Annotated in this window: 24 protein-coding genes and 1 pseudogene; 6 read left to right on the top strand and 19 right to left on the bottom strand. The window is 32.6% G+C overall.

What is annotated here, in order from left to right; translation table 11 throughout:
• Positions 1–38: 38 nt before the first annotated feature.
• The gene (gene bamM / locus P5P90_RS04570; RefSeq protein WP_278036028.1) at positions 39–1,151 is read left to right on the top strand and encodes a BamM family beta-barrel-assembly machinery protein; all 1,113 of its coding nucleotides are present in this window, start codon (positions 39–41) and stop codon (positions 1,149–1,151) included.
• A gap of 56 nt (positions 1,152–1,207) precedes the next feature.
• Here bamM and P5P90_RS04565 read toward each other — a convergent pair whose 3' ends face one another.
• From P5P90_RS04565 to P5P90_RS04550, 4 genes are read right to left on the bottom strand one after another with little or no spacing between them, the layout of a single operon-like run.
• Positions 1,208–1,855: an alpha/beta hydrolase gene (locus P5P90_RS04565; RefSeq protein WP_278036027.1), complete on the bottom strand. Its 648-nt coding sequence runs from the start codon at positions 1,853–1,855 to the stop codon at positions 1,208–1,210.
• Positions 1,856–1,863: 8 nt separating this feature from the next.
• A complete protein-coding gene (locus P5P90_RS04560; RefSeq protein ID WP_278036026.1) occupies positions 1,864–2,184 on the bottom strand; it encodes a DUF4870 domain-containing protein in 321 nt (106 codons plus the stop codon).
• Between the two features lie 10 nt (positions 2,185–2,194).
• Positions 2,195–3,448, bottom strand: a complete 1,254-nt coding sequence (locus tag P5P90_RS04555) for a dihydroorotase (protein ID WP_278036025.1) — start codon at positions 3,446–3,448, stop codon at positions 2,195–2,197.
• A gap of 15 nt (positions 3,449–3,463) precedes the next feature.
• Complete coding sequence (locus P5P90_RS04550) at positions 3,464–5,392, bottom strand: vWA domain-containing protein (protein ID WP_278036024.1); 1,929 nt, start codon at positions 5,390–5,392, stop codon at positions 3,464–3,466.
• Between the two features lie 164 nt (positions 5,393–5,556).
• Between P5P90_RS04550 and P5P90_RS04545 the strand changes: the two genes are divergently transcribed.
• On the top strand, positions 5,557–6,666 hold the full coding sequence (locus P5P90_RS04545; protein WP_278036023.1) for a lactonase family protein: 1,110 nt from the start codon (positions 5,557–5,559) through the stop codon (positions 6,664–6,666).
• Here the strand turns inward: P5P90_RS04545 and P5P90_RS04540 are convergent.
• The 7 genes from P5P90_RS04540 to P5P90_RS04510 all read right to left on the bottom strand — a co-directional run bounded on the left by P5P90_RS04540 (position 6,653) and on the right by P5P90_RS04510 (position 14,935).
• Positions 6,653–8,062 carry a DEAD/DEAH box helicase gene (locus P5P90_RS04540; protein ID WP_278036022.1) on the bottom strand — a complete coding sequence of 470 codons (1,410 nt, stop codon included), beginning with the start codon at positions 8,060–8,062 and terminating at the stop codon, positions 6,653–6,655. The two genes, P5P90_RS04545 and P5P90_RS04540, sit on opposite strands and share 14 nt — an antisense overlap.
• Positions 8,063–8,296: 234 nt before the next feature.
• Complete coding sequence (locus P5P90_RS04535; RefSeq protein WP_278036021.1) at positions 8,297–9,559, bottom strand: YaiO family outer membrane beta-barrel protein; 1,263 nt, start codon at positions 9,557–9,559, stop codon at positions 8,297–8,299.
• On the bottom strand, positions 9,559–11,985 hold the full coding sequence (locus tag P5P90_RS04530) for a sulfatase-like hydrolase/transferase (RefSeq protein ID WP_278036020.1): 2,427 nt from the start codon (positions 11,983–11,985) through the stop codon (positions 9,559–9,561). Before P5P90_RS04530 ends, P5P90_RS04535 begins: the two co-directional genes overlap by 1 nt.
• A 29-nt stretch (positions 11,986–12,014) precedes the next feature.
• Positions 12,015–12,383 carry a hypothetical protein gene (locus P5P90_RS04525; RefSeq protein ID WP_278036019.1) on the bottom strand — a complete coding sequence of 123 codons (369 nt, stop codon included), beginning with the start codon at positions 12,381–12,383 and terminating at the stop codon, positions 12,015–12,017.
• Positions 12,384–12,420: 37 nt separating this feature from the next.
• On the bottom strand, positions 12,421–13,440 hold the full coding sequence (locus P5P90_RS04520; RefSeq protein ID WP_278036018.1) for a glycosyltransferase family 2 protein: 1,020 nt from the start codon (positions 13,438–13,440) through the stop codon (positions 12,421–12,423).
• Between the two features lie 2 nt (positions 13,441–13,442).
• The gene (locus P5P90_RS04515; protein ID WP_278036017.1) at positions 13,443–14,546 is read right to left on the bottom strand and encodes a hypothetical protein; all 1,104 of its coding nucleotides are present in this window, start codon (positions 14,544–14,546) and stop codon (positions 13,443–13,445) included.
• Between the two features lie 20 nt (positions 14,547–14,566).
• Complete coding sequence (locus P5P90_RS04510) at positions 14,567–14,935, bottom strand: response regulator transcription factor (RefSeq protein WP_278036016.1); 369 nt, start codon at positions 14,933–14,935, stop codon at positions 14,567–14,569.
• A gap of 380 nt (positions 14,936–15,315) precedes the next feature.
• Between P5P90_RS04510 and P5P90_RS04505 the strand changes: the two genes are divergently transcribed.
• Entirely contained in the window at positions 15,316–15,609 is a 294-nt protein-coding gene (locus P5P90_RS04505; protein ID WP_278036015.1) for a hypothetical protein, read from the top strand.
• On the opposite strand, the gene P5P90_RS04500 is transcribed toward P5P90_RS04505, so the two are convergent.
• Positions 15,606–16,370 carry a TIGR02757 family protein gene (locus P5P90_RS04500; RefSeq protein ID WP_278036014.1) on the bottom strand — a complete coding sequence of 255 codons (765 nt, stop codon included), beginning with the start codon at positions 16,368–16,370 and terminating at the stop codon, positions 15,606–15,608. The two genes, P5P90_RS04505 and P5P90_RS04500, sit on opposite strands and share 4 nt — an antisense overlap.
• 15 nt (positions 16,371–16,385) lie before the next feature.
• On the bottom strand, positions 16,386–17,075 hold the full coding sequence (locus P5P90_RS04495) for an ABC transporter ATP-binding protein (RefSeq protein WP_278036013.1): 690 nt from the start codon (positions 17,073–17,075) through the stop codon (positions 16,386–16,388).
• A 140-nt stretch (positions 17,076–17,215) separates the two neighbouring features.
• On the opposite strand from P5P90_RS04495, the gene msrA reads away from it, so the two are divergent.
• The gene (msrA, locus tag P5P90_RS04490; protein ID WP_278036012.1) at positions 17,216–17,764 is read left to right on the top strand and encodes a peptide-methionine (S)-S-oxide reductase MsrA; all 549 of its coding nucleotides are present in this window, start codon (positions 17,216–17,218) and stop codon (positions 17,762–17,764) included.
• Positions 17,765–17,781: 17 nt separating this feature from the next.
• A complete protein-coding gene (locus tag P5P90_RS04485; protein ID WP_278036011.1) occupies positions 17,782–18,048 on the top strand; it encodes a hypothetical protein in 267 nt (88 codons plus the stop codon).
• Here P5P90_RS04485 and P5P90_RS04480 read toward each other — a convergent pair.
• From P5P90_RS04480 to P5P90_RS04455, 6 genes and pseudogenes are all read right to left on the bottom strand, one after another.
• Positions 18,045–18,356 (bottom strand): DUF6787 family protein, encoded by a 312-nt coding sequence (locus P5P90_RS04480; RefSeq protein ID WP_278036010.1) that lies wholly within the window; start codon positions 18,354–18,356, stop codon positions 18,045–18,047. The genes P5P90_RS04485 and P5P90_RS04480 overlap by 4 nt on opposite strands.
• Positions 18,357–18,390: 34 nt before the next feature.
• Positions 18,391–18,828, bottom strand: coding sequence for a DUF6146 family protein (locus P5P90_RS04475; RefSeq protein WP_278036009.1), 438 nt, complete (start codon positions 18,826–18,828; stop codon positions 18,391–18,393).
• Between the two features lie 112 nt (positions 18,829–18,940).
• Positions 18,941–19,498, bottom strand: coding sequence for a hypothetical protein (locus P5P90_RS04470; RefSeq protein ID WP_278036008.1), 558 nt, complete (start codon positions 19,496–19,498; stop codon positions 18,941–18,943).
• Between the two features lie 97 nt (positions 19,499–19,595).
• Positions 19,596–20,546 carry a D-2-hydroxyacid dehydrogenase gene (locus tag P5P90_RS04465; RefSeq protein WP_278036007.1) on the bottom strand — a complete coding sequence of 317 codons (951 nt, stop codon included), beginning with the start codon at positions 20,544–20,546 and terminating at the stop codon, positions 19,596–19,598.
• A gap of 191 nt (positions 20,547–20,737) precedes the next feature.
• Positions 20,738–21,809, bottom strand: a pseudogene (gene serC / locus P5P90_RS04460) (3-phosphoserine/phosphohydroxythreonine transaminase).
• Positions 21,810–21,902: 93 nt separating this feature from the next.
• Positions 21,903–22,961 (bottom strand): acyl-CoA reductase, encoded by a 1,059-nt coding sequence (locus tag P5P90_RS04455; protein WP_278036006.1) that lies wholly within the window; start codon positions 22,959–22,961, stop codon positions 21,903–21,905.
• Positions 22,962–23,096: 135 nt separating this feature from the next.
• Here P5P90_RS04455 and P5P90_RS04450 point away from each other — a divergent pair, with 135 nt between their 5' ends.
• Complete coding sequence (locus P5P90_RS04450; RefSeq protein ID WP_278036005.1) at positions 23,097–23,447, top strand: 4Fe-4S dicluster domain-containing protein; 351 nt, start codon at positions 23,097–23,099, stop codon at positions 23,445–23,447.
• The last annotated feature ends 16 nt before the right edge of the window (positions 23,448–23,463 follow it).

Raw genomic sequence — 23,463 nt, 5'->3', positions numbered from 1 at the left:
ATCAATATTGTATCTTGCGCACTTAAAATTCAGCTATAATGAACAAATTTAAGTATTATTTTATTGTAATAATTACAAGCCTCTCTTTATTTTCGTGTTCTAAAGATGACAACTCTTTTACGCCTGAACCGCTTAAGGATTATGCCGATCAATATAAAACGGATTCTACTGCTATTAAAGAATATTTAGATACTTATTATTTGGATGATGCGGACAATGCTAATTTAGCGGATAATGATGTAGTATTTAAAAAAATAACGGATGCTGTAAATCAAAAATCAATCATGTCCTACTTAAATAGTCCAACTTTTCCAAAATTATTGAAAAAAGAAGTTGAATTGCATGATATTACTTATACTTTATATTATTTAGTTTTAAGAGAAGGTACAGGTGATTCACCTTGTAATGTTGATGGTGTACTTGCGGCTTATAAGGGGGATTACTTATATCGTACCACTGCTACTGCCACTACTTCGTCTGAATTGCTAACTAAAGAATTTGAAAAAGTTACTTATCCGCAGTCATTTTTAAATTTATATCAACTGGTTACAGGATGGAGTGAAGTATTTCCTGAATTTAAAATAGGCACATCAACTCCTAAATCAGATGGTACTGTAGAGCATTCAGGTTTTGGATCAGGAGTAATGTTCTTGCCTTCAGGATTGGGTTATTATGGTTCAGGTCAAGGAACAATTCCTAGTTATTCACCACTTATATTTAGTTTTAAATTATATGGTGTGAGTAGATCGGATTTAGATAATGATGGAGTTCCTTCCTATTTAGAGGATATTAATGGGGATGGATATGTTTATTCTTTAGCGTCTGGAGTAGTTAATCCAGATGATTCAGATAAAGATGGAATTCCTGATTTTTTAGATACAGATGATGACGGTGATGGTTACACTACTCGATACGAAATTACTAAACCTACAAATGAAGTAGGTATCGTTAATGGATTTAATTTTGGGTTAAGTAAATATTATCCTTATGACCCTGTAGACGACAATCCTTTTACCACTTACAATGAAAAGGAACCTAGAGGTATACCTGCTTTTGTTGGAAAAGACACCAATGGAAAAGACATGTTTGATTATACTTCTTCTGTTAGGTTAAGAGTTCATTTAGATAAAAATTACTCTAAGAAACAATAAAAAAAAGAGGCTGTTTTGAATAAAAACAGCCTCTTTTTTTATATTTAGTTGTAGGTTTACTCTTTAATCAACCAATTTTTGAAATCATTGAAAACTTGAGGAGAAACCCCATGTCCTATTGGGTATTCATTGTACATAGAATCAATTCCTAACCCACTTAAGAAAGGTTTTGTTCTTCGAGCCCATTCTACAGGAATTACTTGATCAACGGTTCCGTGAGCGGCAAAAACTTTCAAATTAGAGAAATCATTGTTTTTATAATTTTCTTCAAAAATAGGTTCGCTAATGTAGCCGCTTAAAGCAATTACTTTTTGCACTTTATCTGGGTGTGAAAGAGCGATAGCATTACTCAAAATAGCCCCTTGACTGAATCCTAACAAGGTGATTTTCTTTTCGTCAATAGGGTATTTTGCAATTAATTCTTCGATAAATTTAGCGATTAAATCTCTTGATTTTTTGGCCTGTTCATGGTCGGAGAATTTATTTTCATTGGCATCAAAATTGATGGCGTACCAAGCGTAGCTTCCGTATTGTAAATCATAAGGAGCACGGGCTGAGATTACGTAATATTCTTCAGGTAATTCGGAAGCAAAGGAGAATAAGTCGGCTTCATTGCTGCCGTAACCGTGTAACAGTAGTAATAATGGATTCTTGTCTAATTTTATTTTAGGTTCTCTGATGAGGTATTCTAAGGATAAATTCATGTTTTGAATTAAACGTTTTTAAATATTTTTTGAAATTGTTCTCCTAAAATTGGAATCGCTTTCGTTTGTCCTTGCAAAGCTCCTAAAAAACCGTATATCCAAAGGATAAAATAAAATAAATAAAAAGCGGAAGAAATGGTCCAGCTGTCGAAATATCCAATGAAATACCCAATTAGGAAAAACGATAAAAAGATTCCTAAAGCCTGACGTATATGGAAAGAAGCAAAAGGATTTTTCTTTTCAGCGTTCATAAACAGCGCAATTACAGCTCCTATGATGGTGAAATAACTAACTATTGCTATGTTTTTACCTTCTTTATCTAAAGTCATGATTCTATAATTAGTTAAGTATTAATTTTCCTTGGTTAACAATTCCGTATGCTTTTCCTTTAAGTTCCATGCCTAAAAATGCTGAGTTTTTAGATTTAGATAAAATAGAAGCTTTAGTGAAAACGCTTGTTCCTTCTGGATTGAATAAAGTGATATTTGCTTTTATACCTTCTTTGATTGATGAGTTTTCAATTCCAAAAAGACTTTTTGCAGCGGTTAGCTTTTCAATTATTTTTTCTAAAGGTAAAACCTGTGTCAAAGCACCAAAAGCAGTTTCTAAACCGATAGTTCCGTTTTTAGCCAAATCAAATTCCATTTTCTTGTGCTCGATGTCTATTGGATTATGGTCAGAAGTGATAACATCAATAGTGTTGTCTAAAACACCAGCCAATAAAGCTAGGCGATCTTCTTCAGTTCTTATGGGTGGAGCTACTTTATAGCGGGTATCAAAATTGTCTAATTTTTCATCTGTCATCGTTAAATGATGTACACTCACGCTACAACTTACATTTAATCCTTTGGCTTTCGCTTCTTTAATTAAAGCTACTGATTTTGCTGTGGAAACGGTTGGGATATGCATTTTTCCACTGGTATATTCCAGTAAAAATAAATTGCGGGCTATTTGTAATTCTTCGGCTAAATTGGGAATTCCTTTTAATCCTAAACGAGTCGAAACGATTCCTTCATTCACAACACCGTTTCCTTTAATTTTTTCTTCCTGTGCAAATGCAATGACTACGCCGTCAAAATCCTGAGTGTATTGCAAGGCTATTTTTAGCAAATTGGCATTTTCTAAACTACGATTGTAATCACCAAAAGCAATAGCTCCGGCTTGTTTCATATCATACAATTCAGCCATATCTTTTCCTTCAGCATTTTTAGTCAAAGCGCCAATTGGGAAAAGTTCAGTAGCTTGTCCGATAGCTTTGCTTTTTACAAAATTGATATGCGATTGATTGTCGATTATAGGGAAAGAATTAGGTTGCAAAGCAATGCCTGTAAATCCACTTTTTGCTGCAACTTCCAGACCGTTTACAATAGTTTCCCGATCTTCAAAACCCGGTTCACCTAAACAAACACTGCTGTCAAACCAGCCTTGTGAAACATGAAGATTGTCTAGTTTTACTTCTTCTGCTGTATCGGGATTGGCTAAGTTAGCACCCATTTTTTCAATGAATCCATCTGCTATTAAAATATCTACCGTTTGATTGTGAAAAGGACTTTGTGGGTCGATAATTTTGGCGTTTCGGATAATGAATTTCATAAGTAGAATATATTTTTATTTCAGGAATTTTATAATTGCCATTTCGCATAGCAGAAAGAGCAGTGCAAAGATAACAAACCATTTCCAAAGTTGATTATCCATTCTATCGCTTTGTATACTATGAAAAATACTTTCTATTGTATCTGAAGTGGAGTAATTAGATAGTAAATTGTCATCTAATTGGTTCAGGTTACTTTCGCTTCGGCTGTAATTAAAACTAATGTTTTCTATCCATTGTTTTTGGTTTATTATTTCAAAATTTCCGGCTTCCTTAGGCAAATCATTAAAAGTCAATTTGACCTTAGAATTCATAATTTGCTGAATTGGGATGAATTGTTCGTTTGCATTTTTTATTTCTAAAATACCATCTTTTGAAAGTGATGTGCTTACAATAAAAGGATTGCTTTTTCCAATTGTCAGTGCATTGATACCATTATTTTGATTTGATTGTGCCATTTTGTAAAAAGTAGGAACAATTAATGGCGATTGTTGAAAGTTAGAGTTTTCAGTATTTATAGGAGCCGAAAATACATAAACGGTCGAAACGGGATTTAATAATCCAGCTAGAAAAGCAGTTTGATTTTCATATAATAATGCCGCCGAGCTAGAACTTACAATACTAAAGGAAGCTTTTGTCATTGGGTATTGAAAATTAGAAATTGTATTTTCGAAAACCCCAGTGAACAAAGGATGATTAAAATTAATCTTGCTAATTAGTTTGTTCGCTATTTCAAGTGATTTGAATTGGATGTTTCCAAAATTTACCAAGAAAGTATTCAGTGATGCAACATTGCTTTTAGCCGAAGGAATAAGTACAAGATTGCCGCCTTTTTGAACAAAATCTTTTAAGGTTAATTGTAATGCTTGAGGGATTTCGTCTAATTCGTTTAAAACAATTACATCTTGTTTTTCAAGGTTGTTATAATCCAAACTGGCTAATTCCGAATTGCTATAATTAAATTCGTCATTCGTATAAATACGTTGTAAAAAGTTGCTTTTTTGGCTTTCGCCAATGCTGATAACAGAAGTCTTTTGAGTTTTTGAAATACTAAAATAAAAAGTATTGTCGTAAGCCAAACTGTTATCCGAGATGGAAACATAACCATGAAAAGCTTGTTTAGGGATACTAAAATGCAATGATTTTTTAGCTGTTTCTAGATTGCTTACGGTTTTTGCAATCAGTTTGTTTTGATTGTAAATCGCTATTGGAACCGATTTGATGTCTGTACCAAAACGGGATAAATTGACGTTGATGTTGTAGAAATCTTCGGTGGTTTCATCAATATAAACACTATCAATTGACACATTATTGAGTTGCTCTGCCTTTGGAATAATAAAATAACTTAGATCTTCCTTTGGAAAGTTTTGAAGTTGTTTAGCATTCAATCCTACAGCATCCGTAATGATTATGATATCTTTTTTGCTAGCAGATAGATGCGCATTGATTCGGGCTAAAATGGCATTTAGGTCAAAAGGAATTGCAGAGTATTTTAAATTTTGCAGCGTGCTTCTAATGGATTTAATATCGGTATTCCAATAACTTTCGGTATTGGTTAATAACGAGAAATTTTTGTTTTCGGGCGTTTCTTCCAGTAATTCTTGAACAGCTCTTTTTAGTAATTCACCTTTTTTTCCTTTGGCTTGCATGCTGAAAGAATTATCCAGAATAATGTACATTTCATTGGAACGATTATTTGCTTCTTTAGCATCAAAAAAAGGTTGGGCAAAAGCCATAATAACACAAAACAGTACTAACAAACGAGTGACAAGCAACAACCATTTTTTAAGTTTAGAACTTTTTCGGGTTTGAATAGAAATGGATTTTAAGAACCGAACATTAGTAAAATATTCCTTTTTAAACTTTCTGAATTGAAATAAATGAATCAAAATAGGTACAATCAATAAAAAGAGAAAGTATAAGTTTTCAGGATGTTTAAAATGCATTCTTGTTTTGCGTTATTATTGAGTATTCAAAAATAGTGAAAACTAAGTACTTTGGTTTTGGCATGCAAGTTTTTTTAACGACAGATTAACAGAGAATATTTTTTAATAGAATGAACGATAATTGATTTATATGTATTTTAGCTTTTATCTAAAAATAAAACAAAATGAATAAAAGTCTTCTCATTGTATTGGTATCCTTCTTTTATATCAATATTCAGGCACAGCAAAAGAAATTTAATTTGGTTATTGGGACCTATACAAAAGGCTGTGACAGTAAAGGAATTTATATGTATGATTTTAATGCCGAAACAGGGGATTTTCAACTTAGAAGTTCTACCGAAAGTATTGTCAATCCTAGTTTTATAACGCTTTCGCAAAAGAATGATTTTGTCTATTCAGTCAATGAAGATGGGGCAAATAGTACGGCCTCTGCATTTAAATATGATGCTAAAAATGGTAAATTAGTTTTTATCAACAAGCAAAATACTCAAAGTTCGGATCCTTGTTATATTATAAATGATGATGCCTTTGTAATTACAGCCAATTATACTGGGGGAAGTGTGGCGGTTTTTGGAAAAAATAAAAATGGAAGTTTGACTGAACTGAAACAATTGGTACAGCATTCTGGAAAAGGGATTAATCCAAGTCGTCAGGAAAAATCACATTTACATTCGGTTCAATTTACTCCAGACCATAAATTTGTTTTTGCTACCGATTTAGGAACCGACAAAATGTATGTGTACCAATATAATTCAAAAGCGGCAAAACCTTTACAATTAAAGGATAGTATCACTGTGAAAGAGGGTAGTGGTCCCAGACATTTTGCCTTTAGTAAAGATGCAAAAAAACTGTATTTGTTGCAGGAATTAGATGGAACGCTTTCGGTATTTAATTATGCCAAAGGGAAACTGAAATTAGTTCAGGAAACTACTGTTGTAGCCGATGGATTTAAAGAAACCTTTACAGCTGCGGATATTCATATTTCACCTGATGAGAAATTTTTGTATGCCACTAATCGAAAAGAAGCCAATACCATTACTTGTTTTAAAATTTTGAAAAATGGTCAATTAGAGTTGGCTTCAAGAATTAGTACCATGGGTGATGGACCTCGAAATTTTGCTATTGATCCAACGGGGAATTTTTTATTAGTGGGACATCAATATACTAATAATGTGGTCATATTTAAAAGAGACAAAACAACGGGAGCGCTTACAGATACTGGAAAGCGAATTGAGATGTGTTCGCCGGTTTGTTTAGTGTTTACAGCGCAATAAGTATAAATAAAAGCCTAAAAATGAAATTCTCATCTTTAGGCTTTTTAATTATTTCTTTTTCTTCTTTTTTAGCTTGTTGTTTCAGCATGTTTCTATTAACAGATCCATGTGTTTTTTTCTTGGTTTTTGAAGGGCCTCCAAGGTTTACTTTTTGGTTCTTTTTCGCCTTATCGTGAAAAGCAGCTCCACCTTCAATTTTTGGTTTTTTCATTAACATTTTAATGGGCTGTCTGTCTTTTTCAGGTCCGATTAATTTGGTAGAAATTTCAACTTCCTCGGGGAAATCCTCGATGTCTAATTCCATATCCATCAATACTTCGGCTTCAATTTTAGCTTCTTCTTCACGAGGAGAAATAAAACTGATGGCAGTACCATTTGCATCAGCACGACCTGTACGACCAATACGGTGCATGTACAATTCGGCAAATTCAGGCATTTCAAAATTGATGACGTGTGTGATATCCGAAATATCCAAACCTCTCGCCATAATATCGGTAGTAATCAATCCGCGAAGTTCACCTTCCTGAAAAGTAGCCATCGTATTCAAACGGTAATTTTGCGATTTATTAGAGTGAATCACACCAAATTGCCCTTCGAAATCTTCCTCAATGCGTTCGTGAAGCATGTCGGAAATCTTTTTATTATTAACAAATATCAAAACACGACTCATCTCTTCGTTGGTTTCTAATAAATGTTTGAGCAAGTTTACTTTGGTGTTGAAATTAGGAACATTATAGGTAATCTGTTTGATTTTTTCCAATGGTGTTCCTGATGCTGCAAGAGTTACTTCTTCAGGATAATCGAAGTAGTCATTCAAAATAGCATCAACTTCATCAGTCATTGTAGCCGAGAATAAGATGTTTTGACGTTTTTTAGGCATCATTGCAAACAAGGATGTCAGTTGAGTACGGAAACCTAAATTAAGCATTTCGTCAAATTCGTCAATAACCAGCTTTTGCATGTCTTCAAAACGAACCACATTATCCAGCGCTAAGTCCATTGTTCTACCAGGAGTTCCAACTAAAATATCGGAACCTTCGTAGACAGTCTTTTTTTGTGTATTGATATTAACGCCACCATAAATTCCAATAGTTCGAATAGACATATATTGAGTTAATTTTTCTATTTCTTCTACCACTTGAACTACAAGCTCACGAGTAGGAACTAATATGACAATTTTAGGGGTATGGGTAGTGCTAAACTTGTATTGTTTTAATAAAGGTAATAAGTAAGCAAAGGTTTTACCTGTACCTGTTTGTGCAATTCCCATCATGTCTCTTCCAGACATAATTACAGAAAAAGATTTCTCCTGAATAGGAGTAGGAGTTGTAAGACCTATTTCATCTATTGCTTTTTGTAATGATTTAGGAAGATTGAATTGCTCGAAAGTAGCCATAAAACGTAAATTTTGTGCAAATATAGTCTTTTTGAAAATAACGTTATTAGCGATTGAAGATATTAAGGAGATTTAAAACCGCAAATTCGCAAATTATTTATTCAAACTTAAGCTAATTTTATTAAAGATACAGTGAATATCATTTTTGAAAGCTTATATCTAAATAATTAATTTGCGACTCGAGCGATACTATACAGGCGAAGCAGTTTGCTGTAAATTAAAATAATGAGGGTTTTATTTGAATCTTAAATCCCAAGAAACCGTAAGTGAATAAATCCAAAAATAATTACCTGGGTCAAAACTAATTTCTTGATGTGCCACATCAAATTGTGCACCCCAAGCATTTTTATTTTTATTGGTTGTAAAAAAGTAACTTAGATTAAAACGCTGAGTTTGTAAATTTACTATTGCTGTATTGTTAGCATCATTAAATTGGTTTATTTCTGGCGAAACTCCCATACTGAATAATAAACCGATATAATTATCGGCATTACTGCGGTATTTTCTATAATTTAATGCTGCAGAAGTACTTGTTCCTCCTTCACCAGGAGTAAAATAAGGTCTTAACGACCAGTAACTATTTCCGGTGTACCAACCGATAGAACCTGTATAAATGTTAGTAGTTGTACTGTATTTTAATGTTCTAAAACCTGCAGATAGTTCTAAGCTATGTGGTAAGGATTTATACAATTCGGCTCCGTATCTCAAGACGGGAAAAATAAAACTATTAGCATAACCTACATTGATATAGGCATATAATCCTTTAGTAATTTTAGGATACATATCAACTTCAAGCTGTGCTGCGTTTTCTTGAAAACGACGGTTTACATTTACTCGGCTAATAATACTTCCGTATTTAGTTTGTTTTGTATAACTCAAAGAGTAATATTGCATTGGGTCAAAGGTTTTTGAATACAAGTCAACAGAAGCTCTTAAACCAATTGTATTGGTTCGTAAAGAACTATTTAAACCCTCCAGAAAATCAATTGCTTCTTTGTTATCTGGTTGTTTGGTAAGTACTTCTTGAGCAGTACTTTGGGCTTCCAATGGATTGTTAGTGTTTTTTAAAGCAGCAGCTTTTAATAAGGTGATTTCGGGGTCGTTTGGAAACTTTTTTAATGCTTTTTTTGCCATTTCTAATGCTTCATAAGGAGCGTCTGCCCATGATTCATTTTTGATAGCTGCAATCCAGTTTTCTTTGTTATCTGGTGCTTTTTGAATAACTTGATCAAATTCTTTTCTGGCTTTTTTATAATCGCCATCCCAAGCGTAAGTCGTGGCTAAGAAAGTACGAATTTCATGGTAATTAGGATATTTTGTCAAAATATTTACCAAGGTGTCTTGAGCTTGTTTCCTTTGTTGGTTAAAAGCTAATTTGCGAGCCGTTTCAAAAGAGCTATCAGGATCTCCATTGTAAGTGACTTCTTGAGCTTGAGCCGATAGAGCAAAAGCAAAAGAGAAAACTAAGGTTAATTTTATAATTGATTTTTTTATCATTATTTTATTTCCTTTTTAAGTTTTAGTATTTCAGAATTGTTAGGTTGTTTTTTTAGCATACTATCAATGGCTCTTTTTGCCATAGCGATATTATTTGTTCTCTGGTATGCTTTGGCTAATTTAATACCTAATTCTGGATTTTTGATTTCATTTTTCAATGCTTTTTTAGCAATTTCTATTCCTTTATTGTCTTGTTCAGACCACCAGTAAATATCCATTAATGCTAAGTAGCTATCATAATAGTAAGGGGTTCTTTTTACTACTTCTAATAATTCTTTTTCTGCAGTTTTATAATCTTTATCCCAAGCCAAAGTTCTTCCTTTTAAAGTTCTCACATCAGCATAGTTAGGTAATTCATTTAAAATGTAATCGCATAAAGTACGCGCTTCTTTTCGTTGATTGTTAAAGGCAAAGTCTCTAGCTTTCATGAAAATTTGGTCATTATTTAAACCTTGAATTTCTTTTTTAATAAAAGCTAATTCTTCTTTTGTGAATTCGTAGTTAGCCTTACTGTAAATCTGTAAATATTTTGGAATGATTTTGTTTTTTTGAGTCAAATAAGCGTTCAATTTTTTAGCCTCGAGCATATTCGCTTCAATAGTTTGCATCATTTCACTATCACTAATTTTTTTCGTTTCAAAGTTTTCGTCAATTTTAAATAATTCACCATTAGAATAAAGATAATCTTTGTAAATTAAATCATTGATAACTCCTTTGTTTTGCATGATTGGAATAGAATGAATGTTTCTAAAACGTTTTTCGGTATCTAATCCAGTACTCATCCAAGCTGTTTTTTCTATTTTATTCATTTTGTAATTGTTTGTTAAAAATGAAAGTAAACTAGGAGTTATATCCCAGTGTGAAGAAACAGATTTGAAAGATTCTGCTTTTTTAAGCATTGGGCTATAGATATATAAAGGCACGTGAAAACGACATAATTTGTCTTTTTGTTCAATAGGGATCAAACGGTGGTCGCCCGTGATTACAAAAATTGTGTTTTTGTAATCTGGTCTTTTAGCATAATTTTCCATGAAAGTTTGAATCGAATGATCCGTGTATAATAGCGAGGCATAAATATCCTTGTAAGTATCAATTTCGGATGCTGAAAGCGATAAATTTTTGTTGGTATTCTTGATATGCTCCACTTTTCTTAAATATTCTTCTTTTTCAGGAAAGTTAAACGGTTCATGATTAGTCAAAGTCATAATGATATCTAATCGTGGTCCTTTTTTAGTATCCATTTCAGAAAGTGTCTTTTTGAAGATTTCAGCATCAGGATATCCCCATGAAAAGCCTTCTTCGTTTTTTTCTGTCATTTTGTAACTTGCGCCAAACTTGTTAATGTCGACAATATTGTCAATATTGTTGTATTCTAAGAAATTAACACGATGGTCAAAACTTGATTCATCACCGCAATAAAAAGCGGTATTGTAACCGTTAGATTTTAAAATACTAATCAATGAGCTGTGAGCAGGCAAAGGATTCATTTCTAAGAAACCTTTATTTCCGTAAGGTAATGAACCTAAAATAGAAGGTAATGCTCCAAATGTACGACCGGCATTACTCACAAAATTCTCCCAATACAAAGATTTAGGTATCATTGAATCTAAGTAAGGCGTGAATCCTCTATTCGCATTTTTCCCTATAAATTCATCACCTAAACCTTCCACAATAATCATGACAATGTTAGGCTTTTCCTCTTCAATGTTAAAAAAAGGTGCCAAAACATCTGGTGTTTCTGAAGCGGGTTTTAATAATGGATATTCGTTTTTATAGGTTAATTTTGCGGCATCAAATTCACTTTGATCTTTTTGGAATCGAATGATGTCATTCGTGAAATAGGCAAGTTTATTTTGATATCCAATTTCTGAGATTTCAGGAAGAATGAATTTAATCAAAATGCAAACAACTGCAAATATTCCTGAAATCTGATAGCGTTTTTTGGATTGAAACGTTTTACTAAAATACTTTGTAATCCACCAGAATATGACTGGAAATAGAATAAATGGCACAAAATACAGAATTGAAAAACTCTCTGAAGCTGTAACGGTAATGTACATGTCATCTAAAGAGTATCCTAAAAAGTCGGCTCCTAAATTAACTAAAGTGGTTAGATGATATTTAGTTAAAGCAAATTGACCAATTACAATTAAAGTAAAAAGAATTTTGAATATCAAATTAGCCCATTTTTCACTTTTAAGATTTAAAATAAAATAGATTGGTAATCCAATTAAACTGATCACTAAAGTGGTCGTTAAATCATTAATTAGTTTGTAAACTAACGTTAAAAAAGTATTCGTAATTTCTATTCCTGTGAAGCTTTTTGCAACGATTTCGAATAGGCTAATTAACCAAAATACAGTTAACATTGATAGGCATAAGTAGCCATAACTAAATGATTTTTTTAGTTCTTGATTAGTGTCCATTGAATTTTTGTTTGGTGTTTTTTTATGTTTTAATTGCTACTCATTCCTTTGCGGGTCATTTCGCCCCACTTGATTTTTTTATTAAAATAGTAGTCAAAGTTGCCTTTTATAGCAGCATATAAAATAACCGGGTGATTGAGTATAGGTTCAGTAAAGGCTGTTTTTACAAGTTGCCATCCCATACCTTTTTTAGAGTATTGGTGATAAGTAAGCTCTTCCGTTATAATGGTTATAATTGAAAAAAGAACATTGAATAAGTAAGCAAAAACAAGAAACGAAATGGCATATTTCCAAACTACAAAATCGTAAACGATAAGGGCAATAAAGTAAAATAAGCCCAGTACTTCAATAATTGGAGCTATTCTTTCAAACAAAAACCAATAAGGGTAACTAATCATTCCTAAGGCTTTGTATTCCGGATTAAATCCAATTTTTTTATGTTTTTTTAATGTTTCTATTGTTCCGCAGCGTCCATCTGTTTCTTTGAGAGATAAATATTTTATGACTGTCAGGGGCTTCCGTCCAGCATAAAGGATCAGGGATATAAGCTACTCTGTATTTTACTTTTTTCTCTTCCATATGGCGTCTCATTCTTACAATGATTTCCATATCTTCTCCTACAGTTTTAGTATCATAGCCTCCCACTTCTAATGCTATTTTTTTATCAAATAGACCAAAAGCACCAGAAATAACCAGTAATCCATTGAGTTTGCTCCATGCCATTCGGCCTAAAAGAAAAGCTCTTAAATATTCTAAAATTTGGGCTTTTACGATACTGCTTTTAGGTAAATTAATATCCAGTAATTTTCCGTCTTTAATCTTACATGAATTAGCAATTCGAATTACTCCACCAGCTGCAATTACTTTCTCATCGGTAGATTCTAAAAATGGTTTGATCATTTTTTGCAATGAATCCTCTAGCAATAAACAATCAACATCTATACAAGCTACATATTTATTTGTACTGATGTTTAATCCAAAGTTCAAAGCATCGGCTTTTCCTCCATTTTCTTTATCAACTACAATTAATTTTTCGAAAGCAGGATTTGTAGATTTAAAAACACCTTGTCTAAGTGGTTTTGTTTGTAGTTGATTGTTGATTAAGTAATCTACTTTTACTAAGTCGTAAGCCGCAATCAGTTTTTCTAAGCTATCATCTTTGCTACCGTCATTAACAATAATTACATCATAATTTACATAATGATTTGAAAGCAACGAACGTACATTTTCTACAATATTTAAACTTTCATTGTATGCTGGAGCAATGATTGAAATAGATGGCGAAATAGAGGAAGACAATATCTCAGTATAGTTTACAAAACTATTTTTTTTCATATAATTTACTGTTTCAAAGGCAGAAATTATCGCCAAAATAATATAGGATGCTACTGCTGCAATTGCAAAACCAAAAAATATAAAATCAAGAGAATCGATGATGGAACTTGTGATGTTCATAATTAACTAGCTTTGGTAAGGTTAGTGTCAATTTGATATTCTTCTGCAATATTGTTAATGATAAAGGTATTGTCTTCATCAACTGTAATTAAATTCATGATTTTCATTACCGAAATTCGGATGTAGAAATTCTCATGATTTATGTGTTCTTTAACAAATTCAATGTCATCCGGCATAGACATTTCTTCCATCATTTTAAAGAATGCAATTTGTTCGTCAAGAGTTCTTTTAAAAATATCTGTTTTTAAGATTTCTACAGCCTCGAAAATCCCTAAAGGATTCACCAGGTTGATAGCCTCAATTCTAATTTCTTCATTAGGATGATCAAAAAGGGCTATGATTTCTTCATTTATTCCAAATTGATTATGAATTCGAACCAGTTTTAAAGTGAAGGATACGACTGAAGTGTTTTTTGATCGGAGCCATCCACTCATGTCAGGAACATGAAGGTTGTTGAATTTGTTCAAAATCTCTAATAGTTGAATTTGATCCCATTCTGAAAGGTCATTTTCAATAACATTCAAAAATTCAAGTCCATCAAAGCGAAATAACTGTACCAAATATTTTTGAATCTCAAAACGCACTTGTTTTTTGGGATGATTGACTAATTTGATAATTTCATCGTGTGTTTCTTTGATTTCAAATTGGGTTAATTCTCTAATTGCTTTGGCTACAACATCCCATTTTTTACTTTTTAATTTTGAAGTAGCAGATTCAATTAATCCTGTTTGGCGATATAATTTTTGTATTGCATCGGCAGTTTCTCCTGAAACATCATTTTTTAGTTTTAAAAAAGTGCTGATGATAATTTTTCTTTTCAATCGGTTTTGAGCACATTTTTTTAAATAAACAACTATCTTTTGTTGTTGTTCATTTTCCGTTTCATCGTCACTAGCATATAAGTATTCGATTAGATCCGATTCGTATTTTTTTTCATACGTGGATTCTATTCGCTTTTTTATTTTCAATCGGTCTCTTAAATTTTTCAAATAGACCAATAAAAAGAATATTATGACAGCAAAAAACATTGATATGTAAATACACATTTTGATAATAATGTGCATGCTACTTACGGAGTCCAGACTATTTTGGAAAAACTCTAACATGATAGTTGTAATTTTTAGGTTTATTGTAATAGTCTTTTAATACGAATAATTAATTCGTTTGGACTAAAAGGTTTGCTCATAAAGTCGGTTGCACCTAAATTGAAAGCATTCAAAACCATTTCTTCCTGACCTGCAGAAGAAAATACAACTATGGGAGTTTTTCTGTCGAGTTTGTTTCTAATGTGACTTATTACCTCTAATCCGCTTATGAAAGGCATCATAATATCGGTTAGAATCATATCAGGATCATTGTCTTCAATCAAATCAACGGCTTCTTTACCATTGTTTGCTATTAAGAGTTGATAACCTTCTTTCTCTAATTTAAATTGTAATAATTTAGAAAGAATAGAATTATCCTCGGCTAAAACAATTTTTTTTGTAAGATTCATTTCTTTGTAGGTTAGTTGTTTTTATTGTAGGACTTAATTTCAGCATAAAAGTAAGAAATAAAATTAAATAAAATCGATTAAGTGTATAAAAACATCGATAAAATGCATATTTTTTGCATTTTGTAATATAAAAACTACTTAAAAAGAGTGTTTGTTGTTTTAGTCTTACAAAAATGAAGTTGAAAAAGTTTTTTGATGGGATTTTGTAGTGTGAAATTTAAAGTTTTTCAAATACTCCAAGTCCAAAAAAGAGTAAAATCGTATTTTACAGGTTTTTGTTGTTAGGAAATTTAAGATTTGAATCTGGAGTTTAATACTTTTTTATTATTTAAATATCTCTCGTAACTTTGCGTTATATCTTAAATTAATAGTAAACAAAAATGAAAAATAGAATTGAAATTGATGGGACAAATGATGCTGTTTGGAATTCTGATGGAGCCCGAGCAAGTTGGAATATAGCTACATTATTGACTATTAAAAAAGATTTGAAAATAGGTGATAGTAGTTTAATTACTCTGCCAACTGATAATGCCGATAATATTGCAAAGAATGTTTTAGGCTGTTTAAAATTTTATATAATAAATTTCGAAGAAAATTTCACTTATACAGTCAATTCTAATACAATTGAATTAACCAGAATTGCAGATAGGGAATATTATAAGATTGATATTTAGAATCCTTCAAAAACACCAAGCCCAAAAAGTGCGAAATCATATTTCACCGGATCTTTTGAATCAAGTGCTCTAAGATTGCAATCTAATTCTAAAAGTGCTTTGCCGTCATTCTGTTTGCGTTTTAATAAATCCAGTTTTCGGGCCACATTTCCTGAGTGTACGTCCAATGGACAGGAAAGTTTTGAAGGGGAAATAGATTTCCAAATTCCTAAATCGACTCCTTTGTTGTCCTGACGGCACATCCAACGCAAGTACATGTTGATTCTTTTGGCTGCCGAATTATTCAAAGGATCAGAAATGTGTTTTTGAGTGCGGGCAAAATGTGGAACTTCAAAAAATACTTTTTTGAATTCCGAAATGCTTTTTTGCATCGAATCCGGTTCTTGGTTTTTTGCAAAAACAGACTCTAGTCCACCATGATTTTTATAAATATTTTGCAGTGATTGAACAAAACCAATAAAATCCTGACCATTGAAGGTTCGGTGTACAAAAGAATCTAAATTTTCTAATTGGGATTCTGAATGTGACATGATAAAATCATAAGGGGTATTACCCATTAGTTCCATCATACGATGACTGTTTTTAATAATCATTTTTCGATTTCCCCAAGCAATAGTAGCACTCAAAAAGCCAGCAATTTCAATATCTTCTTTTTGAGTAAACAAATGTGGGATTTGTACAGGATCACTCTCTATAAAGTCTAGAGTGTTGTATTGAATTACTTTTTCGTCAAGAAAATCTTTGAGTTCGGAAAAATTCATGAACCAATTTTAGTATTAATGATTACTAATCATTCCGTCAATCATCACCAGTTTTCTATCGGCCATATTGGCTAACTCTTCATTGTGCGTAACAATTACAAAAGTTTGTCCAAATTCGTCCCTAAGTTTAAAAAATAATTGATGTAGGTTTTCTGCCGAAAGGGTGTCTAAATTACCAGATGGTTCATCGGCAAAAATAACGGCAGGCTTGTTAATCAATGCTCTAGCAACGGCAACACGTTGTTGTTCTCCTCCTGAGAGTTCGTTGGGTTTGTGGTGAATTCGATGTGATAGGCCTAAATAAGTAAGTAGTTTTATGGCTTCTTCTTCGACTTCTTTTTTATTTCTCTTTGCAATATAAGCCGGAATACAAACGTTTTCTAGAGCTGTGAACTCAGGGAGTAATTGGTGAAATTGAAAAATAAACCCTAAATTCAAGTTTCTAAATTTGGATAAATTTTTGTCATTCATGGATAAAATGTCTTCGTCGTTTATGCGAAGTTCAATTTCGTTGTTGTTTTTTTCTCCTTTAGGAGTAGGGGAACTTGGGCGGTCTAGTGTACCCAGAATTTGTAAAAGAGTCGTTTTTCCGGCTCCCGAAGCGCCTACGATGGAAACAATTTCTCCTTTTTTAATATGTAAATCAACTCCTTTCAAAACGTGAAGTTGGTCGTAATATTTATGTAAGTTTTTGGCTTGTATCATTTTTGGCAATTTTTACAAAGAAACAAAGATTTTAATGATTATTAAATTGGTGCAGCTATATTTTTGCCTTAAAAAAGCATAAATTTGAGTTAATAAATAATTGGGGGATTTGCCTCCACAATTAAAAAATAATAGTACTTATGGAAAATGAAAATATAAAGGAACTAGCTACATTAGCAGGAGGTTGTTTTTGGTATACTGAAGCTGTTTTTTTAGAATTAAAAGGGGTGCATAAGGTGGTTTCAGGATATATAGGAGGTGCAACTGAAAACCCAACCTATAAAGAAGTTTGTGAAGGTAATACAGGACATGCGGAAGCTATTCAAATTGAGTTTAACCCTCAAGAAATTTCTTTTGGTGAGCTATTAGAATTACATTTTGCTACGCACGATCCTACCACTTTAAACCGTCAAGGGAATGATATAGGTACGCAATATCGTAGTGAGATTTTTTATCATACAGATGAGCAAAAAGCGATTTCTGAAGACTTTATACAGTTTTTAACTCAGGAAGCTGTATATCCTGATCCTATTGTAACTAAGGTTACACCAGCTACAGTTTTTTATGTTGCCGAAGATTATCATCAAAACTATTACAATCAAAACAAAACACAATCGTTTTGTTCCTTTGTTATTACTCCAAAAATAGATAAGGTTAGAACTTACTTTAAGGATAAATTAAAAAGTTAGTAAGGGAGTAAAAAGAAATGAGAGAAAAACAGCGAAAACTTTTATTAGGGATTCTTTTTGACTGTATTGGTATGCTATCTTTTTCTGTGCCTTTTTTAGGAGAGTTTTCAGATGTGGTATGGGCGCCCTTATCTGGTTTTTTGATGACTCGAATGTATAAAGGTTCGTTAGGAAGGTTTAGTGGGCTTATTTCTTTTGTTGAAGAGTTTTTTCCTTTCTCTGATTTTATTCCCACCTTTACATTAACTTGGATTTATAATTATTTGATAAAAAAGAATGTTTAAGCTTTGGGTTCTTTAAAAAAGAATCCTAAGCCCATTCTTTTTAGCATCTTTTTTTCAAATGCCCAGAAAAATTTAAATTGGCCAAATAGTAAACCTATAGCAACTAATAGGATTTGGTACAAAGGGAATATGATTAATAAACGGATGGGAGTATGCCAGAAACCAAAATCTTCTTTAAGAATTCCTAACCAATTACAAACGGGTTTGGAAATCCACGCGGAAGCTGATCCTGTAATGGCAAAAACGATAAAAATAATGGTGAGTTGAAAGTTAGACTCTATTTTCCAACGTTTTTTTAATTCCTTCATCTTTAATTTACAATGATTACAAATGTAGTAAAGATTATCTTAAAGGGACACGACCCAATAGGTTTTGGCGGTAATTATTTTGAAAAAAAATCATGTAATTGTAAATTAGATAATTTACTTCATAGCCATAATTAATATTAGGGTCGTAATCGATACTCATTTCATATAAATTGCGATTGTAACGTTGTGGTTGTAAAAAGCGGTTATTCCATTCGTTTATATAAAGTCTGTTTTTGGTTTCTAAATAACTTTGAGAATAAAACCCTCTTGGGTATGCCATAGAAGCCAGCCACATGTTAAAATCCGGATCAATAATGATTACTTCGTATTCCAGTTCTTCATTAGCTATTTTAATAGTGTCATTACTGCTGGAAGTTAGACTTGCTTTTTGAGGGATGGTGTTTTTTTGGCTTACACAACTTATAATTATTAGGCCTAAAAGAAATGGTATTATGTATCGCTTTTTTTTCATGATTCAGTACGTTTAGTAGTATTAAATTTACGAATAAAATCTTGTAACTTTGATTTGGATCATAAAACCTAATTTTGTTTTTTTGAAGCTGCTAAGTTGTTTAAATTAAATTTTATTTTCCAAAGAGTTTTCCCAGCATTGCGCCCAAGCCACCTTTTTTCGTTAATTCTTTAGCATCTTCTAAATCAATTTGTCCATCCGAATTTTGATCCAAGCCAAAATGAATTCCGTAAGTATCTATGGCGTCCATGATACTGGCGTGTTCGGGACTATTTCCGCCTGTTAATGATTCTAGAATTTCCGAAAGAGTAATACTCTTGTCATTTGGATCCCTTGCCTTACTCATTAAAGAGTGGAGTACTTTTGGAATTAAGTTAGTCGCGGTATTTGTGGCGGTATTTTGTTCTATTCCTAATTTCTCAGTTAATGAATTAGAAACTTCAGTAATTATTTTTTGAATTGTAAGATGGTTTTTGTCAATATCCTTTTCTTGTAACAAACCTACAATTTGAGTTAAATCTGCGTCATTTGCAATTTTTTCTAAGCTTGAAAAGATAGAATTGCAAGTTTCATTCAAAACAGCATCTTTTTGGTTGATAGGTATTGCTTCATTGTTTACAACAACTTCTTGACCAAATTCCTGAACGAGTTGTTTTAGTTGCGCTAACATGATTTATGTTTTTTGAAGGTTCTTACCAAATAGAATAAAAAAAGGACTCATTACCAATTGATAACGAGTCCTTTTGTGTTATAAAAACCTTAAATTATTAGCTCAAAATACTGATGATTTGAGAGGCTAATTCAGTTCCAATTCTATCTTGCGCCTCATCTGTAGCAGCTCCAATGTGTGGAGTCAAAGAGATTTTTGGGTGCATTAATAATTGAGTAGCTGGAGTTGGTTCGTTTTCGAACACGTCTAATCCAGCAAAAGCAACTTTACCGCTGTCTAATGCTTTTACTAAATCTACTTCGTTAATTACACCACCACGAGCACAGTTTACAATACCTACACCGTCTTTCATAGTAGCAAATTCTTTCTCAGTAACGATATATCCGTTTTGAGCAGGAACGTGTAAAGTAATGAAATCAGATTCAGCAAAAACAGATTCTAATGATTGTGTTTTAATTGTAGTTGTGATTGATTGTCCGTCAAAGAACTCTACTTTTACATCTACTTGTGGGATAAAACTATCCGCAGCAATCACTTTCATTCCTAAACCAAGAGCCATTTTAGCAGTAGCTTGACCAATACGACCAATACCTACGATACCTAAAGTTTTACCTCTTAATTCAATTCCATTAGCATAGGCCTTTTTCAATTCGTTGAATTTTGTATCACCTTCTAATGGCATGTTTCTGTTTGAATCATGTAAAAAACGAACACCAGTTAATAAGTGACCAAATACTAATTCAGCTACTGATTCTGATGACGAAGCAGGAGTGTTGATTACAGCAATACCTTTGCTTTTAGCGTATTCAACATCAATATTATCCATACCTACACCACCACGACCAATAATTTTAATGCCCGGACAAGCATCAATAATGTCCTTACGAACTTTAGTAGCACTACGAACTAAAATAACACTTACGTTGTTTTCGTTGATGTAGTTAGCTACTTGTTCTTGAGCAACTTTTGTAGTGATTACTTCAAAACCACCTTTTTCTAAAGCTAAGATTCCACTTTTTGAAATCCCATCGTTTGCTAATACTTTCATGTTTTTTTATTACATTATGAGGATACCTCCTCAAATTAATTGAAATGTTTTTAGAAGCTGTTTCCCGCTATCCGTTTCAATCTTGTGTCGGCGTAGATGCCTGCCGCCACAAGGATTTCCACTTCTATCGGGGCTAGAGCCTCCGCTAGCAGCTAAAGTTTAAACAAACAAAGAAATTTTTTTGTAAATATTTAAACCGCTTTCTCTAAAGCTTGCATTACATCTACTAAAACTTGTACGCTTTCAATAGGCATAGAGTTGTAAATAGATGCTCTGTAACCACCTACAGAACGGTGTCCTGGTAAACCTGAAATTCCAGCCTCTTTCCACATTTTGTCAAATGTTTCTGTGTGCTCTGGATTTGTTAATAAGAAAGTAACATTCATTGTAGAACGATCTTCCTTAACGGCTGCTCCTTTGAATAATGGATTTCTGTCAATCTCGTTATAAAGCAACTCAGCTTTAGCGTTGTTTAATTTTTCAACTGCTGCAATTCCGCCTTTTTCCTTGATCCATCTCAATGTCAATAGAGACAGCGTATACAGGGAATACAGGAGGAGTGTTGTACATACTGTCTGCTTTAATGTGTTTGGCATAATCTAACATGCTAGGGATAACACGACCGTTTTTACCAAGGATTTCTTCTTTGACAACTACTAATGTAGTTCCAGCAGGTCCCATGTTTTTTTGAGCACCAGCATAGATAATATCAAATTGAGAGAAATCTAATTGTCTAGAGAAAATATCCGAACTCATGTCACAAACTACTGGGACATTCGTTTTAGGGAATTCTTTCATTTGTGTACCAAAAATAGTGTTATTTGAAGTACAGTGGAAATAATCTGCATCAGCAGGAATTTCATATCCTTTTGGTACATAAGTATAATTGTCTTCTTTTGAAGAAGCAACAATTACTGTTTCTCCAAAAAATTTGGCTTCTTTTATAGCTGCAGTAGCCCATGTTCCTGAATCCAAGTAAGCTGCTTTTCCGCCTTCTTTCATCAAGTTGTATGGAACCATTAAGAATTCAAGGCTTGCTCCACCTCCAAGAAAAAGAGCTTGGTATCCTTTTCCTTCTAATCCTAGTAACTCAAGCACTAAGGCTCTTGCTTCGTCCATTACTGCAACGAAATCTTTGCTTCTGTGTGAAATCTCTAAAATTGATAATCCCGAATTATTGAAATCTAAAATAGCTTGTGCTGATTTTTCAAAAACTTCTTGTGGTAAGATAGATGGTCCTGCGCTGTAATTGTGTTTTTTCATGGTGTAGTATAAGTCCAAAAAATTAAAATGCAAATTTCGATAAAAATGGTCGAAAACACATTAAAATATCCGTAATAATTATTAAAAAAAGCGCTATGTTATTAACAAAAACGATATAGTGTCGACGTTATCTGCATAATCCCATAATTTAGGCTTTTGTGTTTGTCCAAAGGGAATACTGTTTTTAATTAAATTATTACTCACGATACATTGGATTTGTTCGGAGTCATTTTCTAGTTTGTTTTTTACATCTTCAAGGTCTTTGTAGTATTCATAAAAAACACTAGAAATAGGGGAGGAATAACTATTGTCCTCTTTTATAGTCAAGAAACCATTGTCTAATAATTGAAAATTACTCATCAAGAAAACAGCTTTGTTGTAATCGTAATTGTTAGCGTATTTTTCATATTGAATCACATTTTGGTATTCAAACATAGCTTCAAAAAAGGAATCAAAAACATAGCCTTCTGGTACAAAAAGTTTAGAAACATTGCGGCAACCCAGTCCAAAATACCTAAAAATATCCTCGCCTAATGCAATTAAATCTTCTTTGGTTTCTTTGCCGTTCAATACCGCGACAGAGTTTCTGTTTTTGCGAATAATAGCGGGTTTGTCTTTGAAATAATATTCAAAATATCGAGCCGTATTGTTACTTCCTGTAGCAATTACTGCGTCAAAATTTTCTAGTTTACCTTCTGCAAAAGTAATTTTGTTAGCTAATTCAGGAGCGATATGAATTAAATATTTGGCTAAAAATGGAAGTAAATGTTGATCGTTCGATGAAGTTTTTACAACCACATCATGACCTGTTATTAGGACACTTAGAAAATCATGAAAACCAACAAGAGGGATGTTTCCAGCAAGAATTAAGGCTACCTTTTTTTGTTTTACATTCTCAAGAGAATAGTTAGAAAGCCATTGGTTAATACTTTCTTCTGTTAAGGCTTGTGCCCAAGATTGTATTGCAAAATACACCTGTTCAGGAGTGTACCATCCGTTATGCGATTGTGAAAGATGAATTAAATCAACAAAAGAATCAAAAAAAACAGCATTCCCTTGAACGTCTTCTCTTTGTTTGTTTTCGGTTTCAGAAAATTGACTTAGAAATTTTCCTAAGGCTACAAAAATATTTTTTTTGATTTCTATTGTCATATTGTTTGCTTATGAAATGTTTTGATTGTAATTTTGCACAAAAATAAGTATAATATAGTCGAAAGACAAAAGTTATAACTGCTAGCTTGTTAAAACTGTATTGCTTTCGTACTTTAACCATAAAACTAAAACATAATGGCAATTATAATAACAGACGAATGTATCAATTGTGGTGCATGTGAACCAGAATGTCCAAATACTGCAATCTATGAAGGTGCTGATGATTGGAGATATAAAGATGGTACTAAATTAAGTGGAAAAGTAGTTCTTCCTGATGGAACGGAAGTAGATGCTGAAGAGGCTCAAACTCCAATTTCAGATGAGGTGTATTATATTGTTCCAGGAAAATGTACAGAGTGTAAAGGATTCCATGACGAGCCTCAATGTGCTGCAGTATGTCCTGTTGATTGCTGTATTCCAGATGAAAATCATGTAGAGGATGAAGAAACCTTGTTGAATAGACAAGCTTTCTTGCATAATGAATAGTGAATTATATTTTTAA

This window comes from Flavobacterium nitratireducens (assembly GCF_029625335.1).
GTDB classification, from domain to species: Bacteria; Bacteroidota; Bacteroidia; order Flavobacteriales; family Flavobacteriaceae; genus Flavobacterium; species Flavobacterium nitratireducens.
The sequence above is the reverse complement of the archived record's forward strand: the minus strand, read 5'-3'. Positions and strand labels throughout refer to the sequence as shown.